The organism is Sphingomonas sp. LY54, assembly GCF_035594035.1.
In the GTDB taxonomy this organism is placed as follows: domain Bacteria; phylum Pseudomonadota; class Alphaproteobacteria; order Sphingomonadales; family Sphingomonadaceae; genus Allosphingosinicella.
The window spans coordinates 736,465-750,412 of the sequence record NZ_CP141588.1 but is presented as its reverse complement, the minus strand read 5'-3'; the positions used below and the strand labels follow the sequence as shown (position 1 = coordinate 750,412).

General features: G+C 68.6%; 10 protein-coding genes. 7 read left to right on the top strand and 3 right to left on the bottom strand.

All coding sequences use genetic code 11. The features are described from left to right. Window positions 1-22 precede the first annotated feature (22 nt). Window positions 23-1,816, bottom strand: a complete 1,794-nt coding sequence (locus tag SH591_RS03740; RefSeq protein ID WP_324750584.1) for a di-heme-cytochrome C peroxidase — start codon at window positions 1,814-1,816, stop codon at window positions 23-25. 254 nt (window positions 1,817-2,070) lie between these two features. On the opposite strand from SH591_RS03740, the gene SH591_RS03735 reads away from it, so the two are divergent. Further along, window positions 2,071-2,892: a caspase family protein gene (locus SH591_RS03735; protein ID WP_324750583.1), complete on the top strand. Its 822-nt coding sequence runs from the start codon at window positions 2,071-2,073 to the stop codon at window positions 2,890-2,892. Here the strand turns inward: SH591_RS03735 and SH591_RS03730 are convergent. After that, window positions 2,889-4,805, bottom strand: a complete 1,917-nt coding sequence (locus tag SH591_RS03730) for a gluzincin family metallopeptidase (RefSeq protein ID WP_324750582.1) — start codon at window positions 4,803-4,805, stop codon at window positions 2,889-2,891. The genes SH591_RS03735 and SH591_RS03730 overlap by 4 nt on opposite strands. 156 nt (window positions 4,806-4,961) lie before the next feature. Here SH591_RS03730 and proB point away from each other — a divergent pair, with 156 nt between their 5' ends. Both proB and SH591_RS03720 read left to right on the top strand, forming a co-directional pair. Then, window positions 4,962-6,110 (top strand): glutamate 5-kinase, encoded by a 1,149-nt coding sequence (proB, locus tag SH591_RS03725; RefSeq protein ID WP_324750581.1) that lies wholly within the window; start codon window positions 4,962-4,964, stop codon window positions 6,108-6,110. A gap of 14 nt (window positions 6,111-6,124) precedes the next feature. Further along, the gene (locus SH591_RS03720) at window positions 6,125-7,342 is read left to right on the top strand and encodes a glutamate-5-semialdehyde dehydrogenase (RefSeq protein WP_416385227.1); all 1,218 of its coding nucleotides are present in this window, start codon (window positions 6,125-6,127) and stop codon (window positions 7,340-7,342) included. Window positions 7,343-7,345: 3 nt separating this feature from the next. On the opposite strand, the gene ilvD is transcribed toward SH591_RS03720, so the two are convergent. Continuing rightward, entirely contained in the window at window positions 7,346-9,025 is a 1,680-nt protein-coding gene (gene ilvD, locus SH591_RS03715; protein ID WP_324750580.1) for a dihydroxy-acid dehydratase, read from the bottom strand. A 374-nt stretch (window positions 9,026-9,399) separates the two neighbouring features. On the opposite strand from ilvD, the gene ilvC reads away from it, so the two are divergent. The 4 genes from ilvC to SH591_RS03695 are packed head-to-tail and all read left to right on the top strand — an operon-like array spanning window position 9,400 to window position 13,946. Further along, window positions 9,400-10,413, top strand: a complete 1,014-nt coding sequence (ilvC, locus tag SH591_RS03710) for a ketol-acid reductoisomerase (protein ID WP_324750579.1) — start codon at window positions 9,400-9,402, stop codon at window positions 10,411-10,413. A 1-nt stretch (window position 10,414) separates the two neighbouring features. After that, entirely contained in the window at window positions 10,415-12,112 is a 1,698-nt protein-coding gene (gene ilvG / locus SH591_RS03705) for an acetolactate synthase 2 catalytic subunit (RefSeq protein ID WP_324750578.1), read from the top strand. Continuing rightward, the gene (locus SH591_RS03700; RefSeq protein WP_324750577.1) at window positions 12,109-12,360 is read left to right on the top strand and encodes an ACT domain-containing protein; all 252 of its coding nucleotides are present in this window, start codon (window positions 12,109-12,111) and stop codon (window positions 12,358-12,360) included. Before ilvG ends, SH591_RS03700 begins: the two co-directional genes overlap by 4 nt. Further along, window positions 12,360-13,946 carry a 2-isopropylmalate synthase gene (locus SH591_RS03695; RefSeq protein WP_324750576.1) on the top strand — a complete coding sequence of 529 codons (1,587 nt, stop codon included), beginning with the start codon at window positions 12,360-12,362 and terminating at the stop codon, window positions 13,944-13,946. The genes SH591_RS03700 and SH591_RS03695 overlap by 1 nt, the downstream gene beginning before the upstream one ends. Window positions 13,947-13,948 lie beyond the last annotated feature (2 nt).

Here is a 13,948-nt window from a genome sequence, read left to right as displayed (position 1 = left end):
CCGCAATGCACCTGCCAAGTGCCTAAAGCGTCTTCAGATATTCGACCAAGGCCCAGCGCTGCGCGTCGGTGAGTTCGCCGACACGGTAATCGTGACCGGCATTGGAGTTGCCGGTGAGGCTGGTGTCGAAGACGAAGCTGTTGCCGGTCGCGTCGCCCGTGACATAGCCGACCCGCACCGGATCATAGTCGCGGGTGCCGACGCGGAACCGGGCCGGGCGCTGGGCGGCGGGCAGCAGCAGATCGTAGAGCGTCGGCACCGAGCCATTGTGCAGATAGGGGGCGGTGGCCCAGATGCCGTCAAGCGGGCGCGACTTGTAGGCCATCAATTCCCCGCCTTGGTCGAGGCAATGCTGCAGCCGTTCGGCGCGCCGCTCCGCCGCGGTTTGCCGAGCGCGGGTGACGACCCGCGGGGGGCGATCGACGCCGAGCCAGGTGTTGGCGGCCTCGGCCAGGATGCGGCCCTTCTGGGCGGCCAGCGCGCCTTTGACCGTGGTCGCCAGCAGGGTGGAGAGCGGCGCCGGATCGGAAATGCGCGCGCCGGCGACGATGTTGCTGCGCTGGTTCTCGAGCCGACCGCTGGCGGTCTGGTAGCTGAAGGCGTTGCACGCCATCCACGGATCGGTCCGGTTCTCCTCCGCCCCCGTCAGCGGAACCATCTTCACCTTATAAGGCTCGGTGCCGGGCTGGATTGCGTGGCAGCCCTGGCATTTGGCCTCGTAGAGTTGCTGGCCCGCCTGGACCTTGGCCGGGTCGGTCGCGCCGAGCAGGTCGGTCGGCCAGGCCGGGCGGCGCAGCTTCGCCAGCAGCATCTCGAGCCGATTGAGATTGTCGGTGCGTACGGTCGAGGGATAGCCGGACAGGTTGAGCTGGTCCTTGACGACGATGTCGCCGAACACGCCGAGCACCTCGCCGGTGTTGCGGCCCATCGCGCCGTAATCGAGATAGGAATCGCCGAGCTTGATGCGGGCGCTGCCGGCGATGCCGTTCCACTGCAGCCGGTCGTGGCGGTAGATGTCCCACAGGAAGGGATAGCTGACCGGTGCGTCGGCGGGATTGATCTCGGGATTCTCGGCGCCGGTGAACAGAGCGACCTTGTTGTAGATGTGCCCGAACGCGTCGACGCGGGCGAAGCCGTAGCGCAGCGGCGTCTCGTTGAGGCGCTCGGCCGCTTCCTCCCACGCGATCAGGCGGCCCAAGGCGGCGCGCAGCATGTCGCGATTGGCGGGCGTGTCCTTGCCGGTCAGCACGCGCCCGGCGAAGCGCTCCCATTTGGCCGGGTCGTCGCGGGTCGCGACCAGGGCCGCGTCGACGGCCTCGGTGAAGCTCTGGAAATCGACCAGGCTGGGCCCGCCGTCGACCACCAGCGAGCGGCCCTGATGGTTGAGGACGGCGGTGTGGCAGGCCGAGCAATTGAGGCCGATCCACGGCTCGTTGCTGGGCTGGTCGGCGAACCAGCGCAGCCGGGTCGGGCTGGTCTCGTGCAGGATTTCGTCGCGGGTGCGGTCGATCGCGAAGCCGACCGGGAGGCGCACGTTGAACGAGGTCGTCCGCGGCACGAAGCGGAAGCCCTTCATATGGTCGTCGGCAAGGAAAGGCTGGTCGCTGCCGGGCTGCTCGAGCGCCTGGAACCAGGCATAGGGCATCAGCCGCGACCCTTGCGTCGATTCATACCACCACGCCTGCTCCTGGCTGTCCCAATTCTGGTAGCTGGCCGATTGCGGGGGCGTGTCCGGGCCGTTGCCGGTGCAGGCGACGAGGAGAACCAACGAGGCGCTGGCCGCAAGGGCGGCGGCGGGGACGAACGGCGCTTTCATGTGCGACCCTCCCGAGGCTGAGCCCGAAGTTCCGTGTCAGTCGGGCGGTCCATGCTCGCACTTGCCGTTGGCAAGCGCAACGCGGCCGTGAAGTAATGCGGAAAGACCGGTCAAAGTGGATATAAATCCGCCGAAATAATCGTGCTCCTCTCGTCGGGAGGTGATAGCCTGCCGTCTTGCCATTCGTGCGCCCGGTCGTGCCGCGCCCGAGCCTACGCGTGGCCGCAATTGCGAGATGGGGCAGGGAGGTTGGCATGGCAAAAGGCTATTCGTTGCACCTAGGCCTGAATTCGGTCGATCCCGCCCATTATGACGCCTGGAGCGGGCAGCTCCGGGCGTGCGAGTTCGACGCCAACGACATGCACGCGATCGCCAAGTCGCTCGGCTATCAGGAATCGCAGGTGCTGCTCACCAAGCAGGCGACCTCGCAGGCCTTGCTCGGCGCCTTGCTCGATTATTCGAAGAAGCTGGTCGCGGGCGACATCTTGCTGCTCACTTATGCCGGCCATGGCGGCCAGGTCGACGATGATACCGGCGACGAGGAAGACAAGTTGGACGAGACCTGGCTGCTCTACGATCGCATGGTGATCGATGACGAGCTTTACCGGATGTACGGCCTGTTCAAGCCGGGCGTGCGGATCAGCATCATCTCCGACAGCTGCCACAGCGGCTCCGTCAACAAGCTGCGCGAGCAGGAGGGGACGACCGAGGATATTGGCGAGTTCGTCTCCCGCCTCGCCGACATCGACCTCACGCGCTCGGTGTTCGAGAAGCATGCCTCCACCTATCTGCCGCTGCAGATCGCTTCGGCGGGGGCGAGCGCGGCGCCGATCCCGGCGGGCGTGATCCTGCTGTCCGGCTGCAAGGACACGCAGGTCTCGCTCGACGGAACGAAGAACGGGCTGTTCACCGAGAAGCTCAAGAAGGTCTGGAAGAACGGCGCCTTCAAGGGCGGCTACGGCAAGTTCCATCAGCAGATCGCCGCGCAGATGCCGATGAGCCAGTCGCCGCAAGTCTCGAAGGTCGGCACCGTCGATGCCGCATTCGTGAACCAGAAGCCGTTCGCCGTCGCCTAGCCCTTATTCGGCGTAGCCGACGAGGCCGCATCGAGTGAGTGGAGCGCCTTCCACGGTTCCTTCCGGTCGGCGGTGAGGTTGCGCGCGGCGGACCCCGCGCGTTTCCATCTTTTCTCGCCCGGCTTGGGCGGGCTGCGGCCGATCACGTAGCGGACCTCGCCCGAGCCGCCGAGGATGACGGTGCTGCCGCCCCAGCGTCCGGGATGGCGCCGCTCGTCGTAATTCTGGAGGATCTCGGCGACGAGCCCGAACCGGACTTGGCGGTCGGGGCCGACGCGGCGGATCGTGCGGATCGATTCGATGATCGGCGGATTGCGGGCCTCGTCCGCCCCGGTTCCGACCGGCGCGATTCCGAACTCTCGGGCGAATTCGTGGACGCAAATCAGATCGGCCAGTGCCTGCGCCTGCCGCCGGACCTCAGACGTCTCCGGCGCCAAGGCGGGATCGTCGCCCAGCTGCAGCTTGCGCAGCGACAGGTCCACGATCTTGGGCATCTCGATGCGGGGCGTGCGCCACAGGAGGGCATCCTCGCTGAGGTCGGTGACGTTGGGCGGGAAGATGCGCTTGCGTCCGAACGCGGCGATCAGGCTCTCGCGATAGCCCCAGGGGTCGTTCTCGACGAGATCGCGGTCGGCCGTGACCAGAGCACGCAGATATTCGCCGAAGGTGATATCGATCGGCGGGCAATAATCGATCGCGCGGATGCACAGGAACAGGAACTGGCCGCCGATCCGCGCCGCATCCTTGGCCAGCATGTCGATGAAAGCCGGGTGCAGAGGCCGGCCTTCGAGGACCGAGAGGCCGTAGATCGTGCGGAGTTGGGCCACGCGCCGTTCGAAGATGGTATTGAACGCGTCGAGCACCGCCTCGACCAGCACCGCGCCTAGCTCGTGCGGTTCCTCGGTGGTGCCGTAGAAGCGCGTGCCGCCGCCCTCCGTCAGCAGCACCCGGAGCGGGCCGGGCCGGCCGGTCGCCGCGCCGAACTGGCGGGCGATCGTGAAGATGCCCTTGCCGCCGGTGAGCGTGCCCGCGCCCCGGGCGATCTCGCGGCGGACGCTCTCGGCATGGGAGAAATGGTGGAGCACGGCGACGAGGTCTGCGAAGGCCTCGTGGAAGGCGAGCACGTCGGGATTGGTGTCCTCGTCAAAGCGGGCGCGCATCCCGTCGAGCAGGGCATGCGCCATTTCGTGGGCGATGATGTCCTGCGAGAGGCAGGTGTAGATCGTGCCGCCGGGCAACACCTGGCCGTCGGCATCGTGGGTCGCTGCGAATTGGCCGAACGCGATCTCGCCCTTGGCCTTCGAATAATAAGCATTCTGTTCCTCGCCGCCGTGCGGCCGCAGGCGCAGCCGGCGCCCCTCTGCGGAAGGATTGAAGCCCCAGCAGGGCTCGCGCCCGAGCGCGACCTCGAACTGGGCGACCACGTCCATCGCCACCGCATAGACCATCTGCTGGTGGAAGCGCGGGTCGCTCGCCGAGGGCGGCAGACCCTGGGTCAGCAGCAGGGCGCGGTCATCGAGGTCGACGAGCGGGAAGAGCGGCGTTCCCTCCAGCGGATCGACATCTTCGACCACTTCGACCATCGAACCCGCCGGCAGCGCCTTGTCGGGTACGTCGGGGCGCTTTTCGAGCGCCTCATAGGGGACCGAGACGACCATCTCCGCGCCCTCGTAGCGCGAGCGCATCGGATCCGAGCTGTAGATGCGTAAGGGTCGATAGAGCGGGTCGCCGTCCATGCGGCGGTAGCGCCGGCATTGCGAGCCGCGGAACAGCACATCGCCGTGGAGGAAATCCTGATCGAGTACGGCGTGGTGCAGCGTCGGCGCGCCGCCGGGAGCGGACTCCATCGCGGCCTGCTGGGCGGCGCCGCGCGATCCGGCCGTGTCGTCCCCGTCCCCGATCTTGTCCGCCATGGCAGGCCCCAGCTGGAGGCGGCCGGCGCTCCCGGCCAGTCCACGAACCTACGTTACGACGGCCGACCCGACCACAGGCAAATATAACCGATCTGGGCATAGGGTAGGCTCCGATCCGCGATTGTGCAGCGCAGCAGGCTGTCCTAGCGTCGGCCGATGGCACAGAAGCATGGACAATATGCGCAGTCGGCGGCGAGCCTGATCGGCGCTGCGCGGCGGGTCACGATCAAGATCGGATCGTCGCTGCTCGTCGACGGCGAAGGCAGCGGCGTGCGCCGCGACTGGCTGGCCAGCTTGGGCGAGGATATCGCTGCGCTTCGGGCCGAGGGGCGGCAGGTGATCGTGGTGTCGTCGGGCGCTGTCGCGCTCGGGCGACGCAAGATCGGCCTCGGCCGCTCGCCGCGGCTTGCCAACAAGCAGGCGGCCGCCGCCGCCGGCCAGTCCCTGCTGATGCAGGCCTGGGAGACGGCGCTGGCGCCGCACGGGATTGCCACCGCGCAATTGCTGCTGACCCTCGACGATACCGAGCAAAGGCGGCGCTGGCTGAATGCGCGCGCGACGATGGAGGTGCTGCTCGCTCAAGGCGCGCTGCCGGTGATCAACGAGAATGACAGCGTCGCGACCGACGAGCTGCGCTACGGTGACAACGACCGGCTGTCGGCGCGGGCGGCGCAGATGATCCGCAGCGACATGCTGATCCTTCTCTCCGACGTCGACGGGCTTTACACGGCCGATCCGGCGAGCAATCCGGCCGCCCGCCACATCCCGTTCGTTGACGAATTGACTCCCGAGATCGAGGGATGGGCCTCCGGCCCCGTCGCGGCCGGACCGGGCACGGGCGGCATGCGTACCAAACTCGCCGCCGCGCGGATCGCGCGCGCCGCCGGCTGCTCGACACTGATCGCCTGCGGCCGCGATCCGCACCCCATCCGGCGCCTGCTCGAAGGCGCCAAAGCGACCGTCATCGCCGCCGGCATGTCGCCGGCCAGCGCCTACAAGCAATGGATTGCGGGCGCGCTCGCACCGGCCGGGGTGGTGGCGATCGACGATGGCGCCGCGAAAGCGCTGGCGGCCGGCAAGAGCCTGCTCCCGGCCGGGGTGACCGAGGTGACCGGCCGGTTCGAGCGCGGCGTCTGCCTGCGCGTGGTGGACGGAGCGGGGCGGGAGGTGGCGCGCGGCATCACCGCTTATTCCTCGGCCGAGGCGGGCGCCATTACCGGCTGCGGCAGCGACCGCATAGCCGAGCGGCTCGGCTATAGTGGGCCCGACGAACTCATCCACCGCGACGACATGGTGATGCTGTGAGCCTGCGCGCAAGGATGGAGGCGATGGGCCGGGAAGCGCGCGACGCGGCCGCGCAGCTGCGCACCGGCGCGGCGGACACGCGTAGCGCGGCGATCGTGGCGATGGCCAGGCGCCTGCGCGAAAACAAAGCGCACGTGCTCGCCGCCAATGCCGCCGATGTCGCGCAAGCGAGCGGGATGGTCGACCGGCTGCGGCTGGACGAAGCGCGGGTCGAGGCCATCGCCCGGTCGCTCGAGGAGGTCGCTTCCCTGCCCGATCCGGTCGGCGCGGAGATCGCCCGCTGGACCCGCCCCAACGGCCTCGACATCGCCCGCGTGCGCACTCCGATCGGCGTGATCGGCATGATCTACGAAAGCCGGCCCAACGTCACCGCCGACGCCGCCGCAATCTGCCTGCGCTCGGGCAATGCGGTGATCCTGCGCTCGGGCTCCGAAGCGTTGCGCAGCGCCGTCGCGATCCACGAGGCGCTGGCATCCGGGCTCGAAGATGTGGGGCTGCCGCGCGCCTGCGTGCAGATGGTCGACACCGCCGATCGGGAGGCCGTCGGCCTGATGCTGGAGGGACTGGGAGGCACGATCGACCTCATCATTCCGCGCGGCGGCAAGGCTTTGGTGGAGCGGGTCTCGGCCGAGGCGCGGGTGGCGACGCTCGGCCATCTCGAGGGAATCTGCCATACCTATGTCCATCGTTCGGCCGATCCCGACAAAGCGGTGGCGATCGTGCGCAATGCCAAGATGCGCCGCGTGTCGATCTGCGGCGCCACCGAGACGCTGCTGATCGACCGCGCCGCCGCCGCCGATTTGCTGCCGGCGATCGCCGCCGCGCTGGACGGCTGCGAGTTGCGCGGCGACGCGGAGAGCAGGTGCTACGTGCCGATGCTAGCGGCCGACGAAGCGGACTGGTCGACCGAATATCTCGCGCCGGTGCTGTCGGTGCGGACGGTCGACGGGCCGGACGCGGCGATCGCGCATATCGCGCGCTACGGCACTGGCCACACCGAGGCGATCGTCTGCGAGGACGAAAAAGTGGCCGAGGATTTCCTCGCCCGCGTCGACTCGGCGATCGTCATCTGGAACGCCTCGACCCAGTTCGCCGACGGCGGCGAGTTCGGCTTCGGCGCCGAGATCGGCATCGCCACCGGCAAGCTGCACGCGCGCGGGCCGGTCGGACCCGAGCAGCTGACCAGCTTCAAATATCAGGTGCGCGGCCGCGGGCAGCTGCGCCCCGATTGAGCCCTAGAGGTCGGCGCCGCTGGTCACCGCGCCGTGCGAGGCCGAGCCGACCAGCCGCGCATATTTGGCATAGGCCCCGGTCACGCCCGCCTTCAAGGGAAGCACCGGCGCCGGGCCGCGCGCGGCGAGGTCGGCGTCGGTCTCGATCACGCGTCCCTCGACGTCGATGACGACGCGGTCGCCGCTGCGGAGCAGGGCGATCGGGCCGCCGCGCGCCGCCTCGGGCGTGACGTGGCCGACCATGAAGCCGTAGGTCGCGCCCGAGAAGCGGCCGTCGGTGACGAGCGCGACATCGTTGCCGAGGCCGCGGCCCTGGATCGCCGCGGTGATCGCCAGCATCTCGCGCATGCCCGGGCCGCCGGCCGGGCCTTCGCCGCGGATGACGACGATGTCGCCAGCCACGATGCCGCCATGGGTGAGCGCCTCGAAGCAGGCTTCCTCGCCGTCAAAGACCTTGGCCGGGCCCTCGAAGCGGAGCCGGTCATGGCCGGCGAGCTTCACCACGCAGCCTTCCGGCGCGAGGTTGCCGTAAAGGATGCCGAAGCCGCCGCGCGCCTTGAGCGGCGCGTCGGCGGGGACGATCACTTGCTGGCCCGCGGCCTCGCCCGCGTCGACGAAATAGGAGAAGAGATTGCGGCCGGTGACGGTCGGCGTGTCGGCGATCAGGCCGGCCTCCATCAGCCGCCGCCCGAGCAGGGCCGAGCCGCCGGCGGCGGTCATGTCCGGCGCCATGAAGCGGCCGCCGGGCTTCAGGTCGGCGATCACCGGCGTGGCGCGCGAGACCTCGTCGAACAGGTCGATGTTGAACGCGCTCTCCGGAATGCCCGCCTCGCGGGCGATGGCGAGCAAGTGGAGGACGAGGTTGGTCGAGCCGGCGGTGGCGGTGCCGGCGACGGCGGCGTTGCGCAGACTCTGCGGCGTGATCAGGCTGCGCGCGTTGCGGCCCTCGCGCACCGCCTCGACCACGGCGGCTCCGGCGGCGCGTGCCGCCTCGGGTTTGCCGGGATCAACCGCCGGCACGTCGTTGAGACCGATCGGGGACAGGCCGAGAAAGGTCAGCGCCAGCGCCATCGTGTTGGCGGTAAACTGGCCGCCGCAGGCGCCGGCGCCGGGGCAGGCGGCCTTCTCGACGCGCGCCAGCTCGCCATCGTCGATCGTGCCGGCGCTGTGGGCGCCGACCGCCTCGAACACGTCCTGGATGGTGATCGCTTTGTCGCCGAGCCGGCCGGGCAGGATGGACCCGCCGTAGAGGATGACGCTGGGCAGATCGAGCCGCGCCGCGGCCATTGCGGCGGCGGGGATGGTCTTGTCGCAACCGACCAGGAAGAGCACGCCGTCGAGCGAATGGCCGCGCACCGCGAGCTCGGCCGAATCGGCGATCACCTCGCGGCTCATCAGCGAGGCGCGCATGCCGGGCGTGCCCATCGAAATGCCGTCGGTGACGACGATCGTGTTGAAATCGACGGCGGTGCCGCCCGCTTCCTCGATGCCGCGGCGGACATGATCGGCGAGATCGCGCAGATGCATGTTACACGGCGTCACCGTCGACCAGCTGTTGACGATCGCGATCATCGGCTTGGCCATGGCCGCGTCGTCATAGCCCGCGGCGCGGAGCATGGCGCGGGCGGGGGCGCGCGCCGGCCCCTCGACGAGATCGCGCGACGGCAGATGGGGAGCGGGCATCTTAATTCCTGTTTTGGGATACATTAGCCGACCGACCGGTCTGGCTTCATATCAGCATAATCGCCTAATTCGGGGGAACAAGTCGCTTTTCCGCTTGCGTGCCCGTTGCAATGCAGCATATGTCTGGTTCGACAGGATCCCAACCACGGGATCCCTTGGGTTGGGAAGACTTCGTGCAGCTGCACATCAAGCTGATCGACGAAACGAACACGGGGGCGCTCGGCGTCGCCGCGACCCTTATTATTGGCCTCGTACTTATCACCTCACATCGGGGAGCGACCGGCTCTGGATGATGGTCCGATAAGGACTGGAACTCAGAACCCCCGCTCCCCCTGGAGCGGGGGTTTTCTTTTGCGCGACGAAGGAGAATCCCAATGGAAAAAATCTACACCGACCAGGACGTCAACACGGCCCAGCTGAAGCGGGAGACGATCGCGATCGTCGGCTATGGCAGCCAGGGCCGCTCGCATGCCCGCAACCTCAGGGACAGCGGCTTCGACGTGATCGTCGGCGCCCGCCCCGGCGGCGCGGCGGAGCGCAAGGCCAAGGGCGACGGCTTCCGCACGGCCACCCCGGCCGAGGCGGCGCGTGAAGCTTCGCTGATCGCCTTGCTGACGCCCGACATGAGCCACCGCTCGGTCTATGCGCACGACATCGCCCCCAACCTGAAGCCCGGCGACGCTTTGCTCGTCGCACACGGCTTCTCGGTCCATTATGGCGAGATCATCCCGCGCAAGGACATCGACGTCGTCCTGGTCGCGCCCAAGGGCCCGGGCGATCTCGTCCGCCGCGAATATGAGATCGGCCGCGGCGTGCCGTGCCTGTTCGCGGTCCAGCAGGACGCCAGCGGCGGCGCGCGCGACAAGGCACTGGCCTACGCCTCGGGGATCGGCGGCACCGCCGCCGGCGCGATCGAGACGACCTTCCCCGAAGAGACCGAAACCGACCTGTTCGGCGAGCAGGCCGTGCTCTGCGGCGGCGTCAGCGAACTGATCACGGCAGGCTTCGAGACGCTGGTCGAGGCGGGCTACAAGCCCGAGGTCGCCTATTTCGAATGTCTCCACGAGCTCAAGCTGATCGTCGACCTGCTCTACGAGGGCGGGCTCGCCAAGATGCTCCACTTCGTGTCCGAAACAGCCAAATATGGCGACTTCGTCTCCGGTCCGCGCGTCATCAACGCCGAGACCAAGGACCGCATGCGCGAGGTGCTGCGCGACATCCAGACCGGCAAGTTCGCCAACGACTGGATCCGCGAGAACGAAAACGGCAAGCAGAATTACGACGCGATGTTCGCCGCCGATATCGACCGGCCGATCGAGAAGGTCGGCGAGCGCCTGCGCCGGCACATGGCGTGGCTGCACGACCAACCCCAAACCGAGGCGGCCTGACATGGCCAGCGCCGCCCAGAAAGCCGCCCCGGAGCCGGGGCAAGCCCCCGCCACCGGGGCACGGCTGGTCGTCGAAGCGCTCGAGCGCGAGGGCGTCCGCCATGTCTTCGGCTATCCGGGCGGCGCGATCATGCCGCTCTACGACGCTCTGCCGGGATCGAAGCTTCAACATATCCTGGTCCGCCATGAGCAGGCGGCGGCTTTGGCCGCCGACGCTTATGGTCGCGTCACCGGCGAGCCCGGAGTGTGCATCGCCACCTCCGGGCCGGGGGCGACCAATCTCGTCACCGGGATCGCCAACGCCTTCCTCGACAGCGTGCCGATGGTCGCGATCACCGGCCAAGTCGGCTCGCCGCTGATCGGCACCGACGCGTTCCAAGAAGTCGACATCTTCGGCATCACGCTGCCGATCGTGAAGCACAGCTATATCGTTCGCCGGACGGCCGACATTCCGCGCATCTTCGCCGAAGCCTTCGCGATCGCGCGGTCGGGCCGGCCCGGCCCGGTGCTGATCGACCTGCCCAAGGACGTGGCGACGATGACGGCGGTGCCCGAGCCGTTTGAACAGCCGACGAGCGAAAATGTGGCGATCGACGCCGACGCGATCGCGCGCGCCAACGCCCTGATCGCGGCGGCGCGTGCGCCGATCCTCTATTTCGGCGGCGGCATTGCCATCGCCCGGGCGGAGCAGGCACTGCGCGATTTCGCGGAGCGGACCGCAATGCCGTCGGTCGCCACGCTGAAGGGGCTGGGCGCGATCCCGACCGACGCTCCGAACTTCCTCGGCATGCTCGGCATGCACGGCATGCGCGCGGCGAACGTGGCGATCGACAGTTGCGACCTGCTGATCTGCGTCGGCGCACGCTTCGACGACCGCGCGACCGGCAAGCTCGACACGTTCGCGCCGCGCGCGAAGGTGATCCATATCGACGGCGACCCGGCCGAGATCGGCAAGCTGCGGCGCGCCGAAGTTGCGATCGCCGGCGACCTCAACGAGATACTCGGCCTGCTGACGGCCGCGCCGGATAATGCCGCGCCGTGGCGGGAGCAATGCGCGGCGCAGAAGGAGCTGTGGGCGATGTCCTACGACGCGCCGGGCAGCGGCATCTATGCGCCCGCTTTGCTCAAGCGCCTGTCCGAGGCCGCGGGCGACAAGGCCATCTTCACCTGCGACGTCGGCCAGCACCAGATGTGGGTGGCGCAGCACTGCCGCTTCGTCCGGCCGCAGGCGCACCTCACCAGCGCCGGTCTGGGCACGATGGGCTACGGCGTCCCGGCCGGGGTCGGCGCGCTGCTGGCCGAGCCCGACGCGACCGTCATCACCGTTTCCGGCGACGGATCGATCATGATGAACATCCAGGAGCTCGCGACGGTGCGGCGCTATCGACTGCCGCTCAAGATCGTGCTGATCGACAACAGCCAGCTCGGCATGGTTCGCCAGTGGCAGGAATTGTTCTTCGACGAGAACTTCTCGGAGATCGACCTCAGCGACAATCCCGATTTCGCCGAGGTCGCACGCGCCTTCGGCATCGAGGCCTTCACGATCGACCACCGGTCCGAAGTCGAGGGCGCGATCGAGCGGCTGCTCGGCACCGTCGGCCCGATCCTGTGCCACGTCCGCATCGATCCGCGCGCCAATGTCTGGCCGCTCGTCCCGCCCAACAGCTCGAACGTGCAAATGATGGAGAAACCCGAATGAACGGCCGCGTCATCGTCGATTTCTCGATCGTGGAGGGGGCCATGATCCGCATGCTCGGCCTGGTCGAGCGCCGCGGCTTCCGCGTGTGCGGCCTCGAAATGCGCCAGGAGGGTGCATCCGGCTGCGTCACGCTCGATGTCGAGGCGCGCGATCCCGCGCGCCGACTCGACGTGCTCGACCTCCAGCTCCGGCGGCTCGCCGAAGTCCGCAAAGTCTTTTTGTTTCCTGCTTCGATGGGTTCCTTGTGATGAGTATCGACCAAGTCCGCATTTTCGACACCACCCTGCGCGACGGTGAGCAGGCGCCCGGCTTCTCGATGACCGAGGACGGCAAGCTCCGCATGGCACGGGCGCTCGCCGCGCTGAAGGTCGACGTGATCGAGGCCGGCTTCGCCGCCGCCTCGCCCGGTGACGCGCGCGCCATTGCCGCCATCGCCGCGCGGATCGAGGGCCCGGTCATCTGCTCGCTGGCGCGGGCGACGCGCGGCGATATCGCAGCCGCGGCCGCCGCGCTCCGGGAGGCCCCGCGCCGCCGCATCCACGTCTTCCTCGGCACCAGCCCGATCCACCGCGATGCCAAGCTCCACATGAGCCGGGAGCAGGTGGTGGAGTCGATCCGCATTTCGGTCGCCGAGGCGCGCAGCCTGTTCGATGACGTCGAATTCTCGGCCGAGGACGCGATCCGCACCGAGCGCGATTTCCTCGTCGAATGCCTGTCGGTCGCCGCCGCCGAAGGCGCGACGACGCTCAACGTACCCGACACGGTAGGCTATACGACGCCGGACGAGATCTACGACCTGTTCCGCTTCCTGACGGCGCAGGTCGACCGCCCGCAGGGCACGATCTTTTCGGCCCATTGCCATGACGATCTCGGCATGGCCGTCGCCAATTCGCTGGCGGCTGTGCGCGGCGGTGCGCGGCAGGTTGAGTGCGCCGTCAACGGCATCGGCGAGCGCGCCGGCAATTGCGCGCTCGAGGACGTGGTGATGGCATTGAAGACCCGCGCCGACGCGTTCGGCGTGGCGACCGGGATCGACACGACCCGCATCATGGCCGCGAGCCGCACGCTGGCGCAGGTCACCAACTCGCCGCCGCCGCGCAACAAGGCGATCGTCGGCGCCAACGCCTTCGCCCACGAGGCCGGCATCCACCAGCACGGCATTCTCCAGAACCGGGAAACGTACGAGATCATGAAACCCGAAGATATCGGGCTTGCCACCGACGGCATCGTCCTCGGCAAGCATTCGGGCCGGCACGCGCTTGTCGCGCGTGCGCTGGCGCTCGGCTACGTCCTCGAAGGCGAGAAGCTCGATCGCGCCTTCGCCGCGTTCAAGGAGGTCGCCGACGAGATCGGCATCGTCGATACGGCGCGCCTCGTCGCGCTCCTGTCGGGCCAGGAAAGCGGCCGTGCCGAACGGCTGTGGTCGCTGGGCAAGGTCGACATTCGCGCGCCCGTCTCGGCCAATGCCTGGCCGGTGGCGCGGGTCGAGCTGCAGCATGGCGAGCGCGGCCGAGTCACCGACATCGCTTCGGCGTCAGGGGGGCTCGATGCCGCCTTCACCGCCGTCGGCCAGATCATGGGCGTGCCGGGACGGGTCGATACGCTCGAGATGCAATATATCGCGGCCGACCCGGACGAGCCCGCCGAGGACGGACAGGGCGCCAACGTGCTCGTAGAGATTGCGATCGACGTGGAAGGGGAAATCTTCGCCGGCCGCGCCCGCGCCCGCGACATCCTGCCCTGCTGCGTCTCCGCCTATATCGACGCCGCCAGCAACGCCGAGGCGGTCCGCCGCCTGCGCGGGACGCGCGAAGCCGCCGCCCGCGCTGCCTGAAA

Bases quoted from the DNA above. Each gene is read 5' to 3' on its own strand.
- SH591_RS03735 (WP_324750583.1), top strand. From the start codon at position 2,071: ATGGCAAAAGGCTATTCGTTGCACCTAGGCCTGAATTCGGTCGATCCC.
- SH591_RS03740 (WP_324750584.1), bottom strand. From the start codon at position 1,816: ATGAAAGCGCCGTTCGTCCCCGCCGCCGCCCTTGCGGCCAGCGCCTCG.
- SH591_RS03720 (WP_416385227.1), top strand. From the start codon at position 6,125: ATGGAGGCGATGGGCCGGGAAGCGCGCGACGCGGCCGCGCAGCTGCGC.
- ilvD (WP_324750580.1), bottom strand. From the start codon at position 9,025: ATGCCCGCTCCCCATCTGCCGTCGCGCGATCTCGTCGAGGGGCCGGCG.
- ilvG (WP_324750578.1), top strand. From the start codon at position 10,415: ATGGCCAGCGCCGCCCAGAAAGCCGCCCCGGAGCCGGGGCAAGCCCCC.
- proB (WP_324750581.1), top strand. From the start codon at position 4,962: ATGGCACAGAAGCATGGACAATATGCGCAGTCGGCGGCGAGCCTGATC.
- SH591_RS03695 (WP_324750576.1), top strand. From the start codon at position 12,360: ATGAGTATCGACCAAGTCCGCATTTTCGACACCACCCTGCGCGACGGT.
- SH591_RS03730 (WP_324750582.1), bottom strand. From the start codon at position 4,805: ATGGCGGACAAGATCGGGGACGGGGACGACACGGCCGGATCGCGCGGC.
- SH591_RS03700 (WP_324750577.1), top strand. From the start codon at position 12,109: ATGAACGGCCGCGTCATCGTCGATTTCTCGATCGTGGAGGGGGCCATG.
- ilvC (WP_324750579.1), top strand. From the start codon at position 9,400: ATGGAAAAAATCTACACCGACCAGGACGTCAACACGGCCCAGCTGAAG.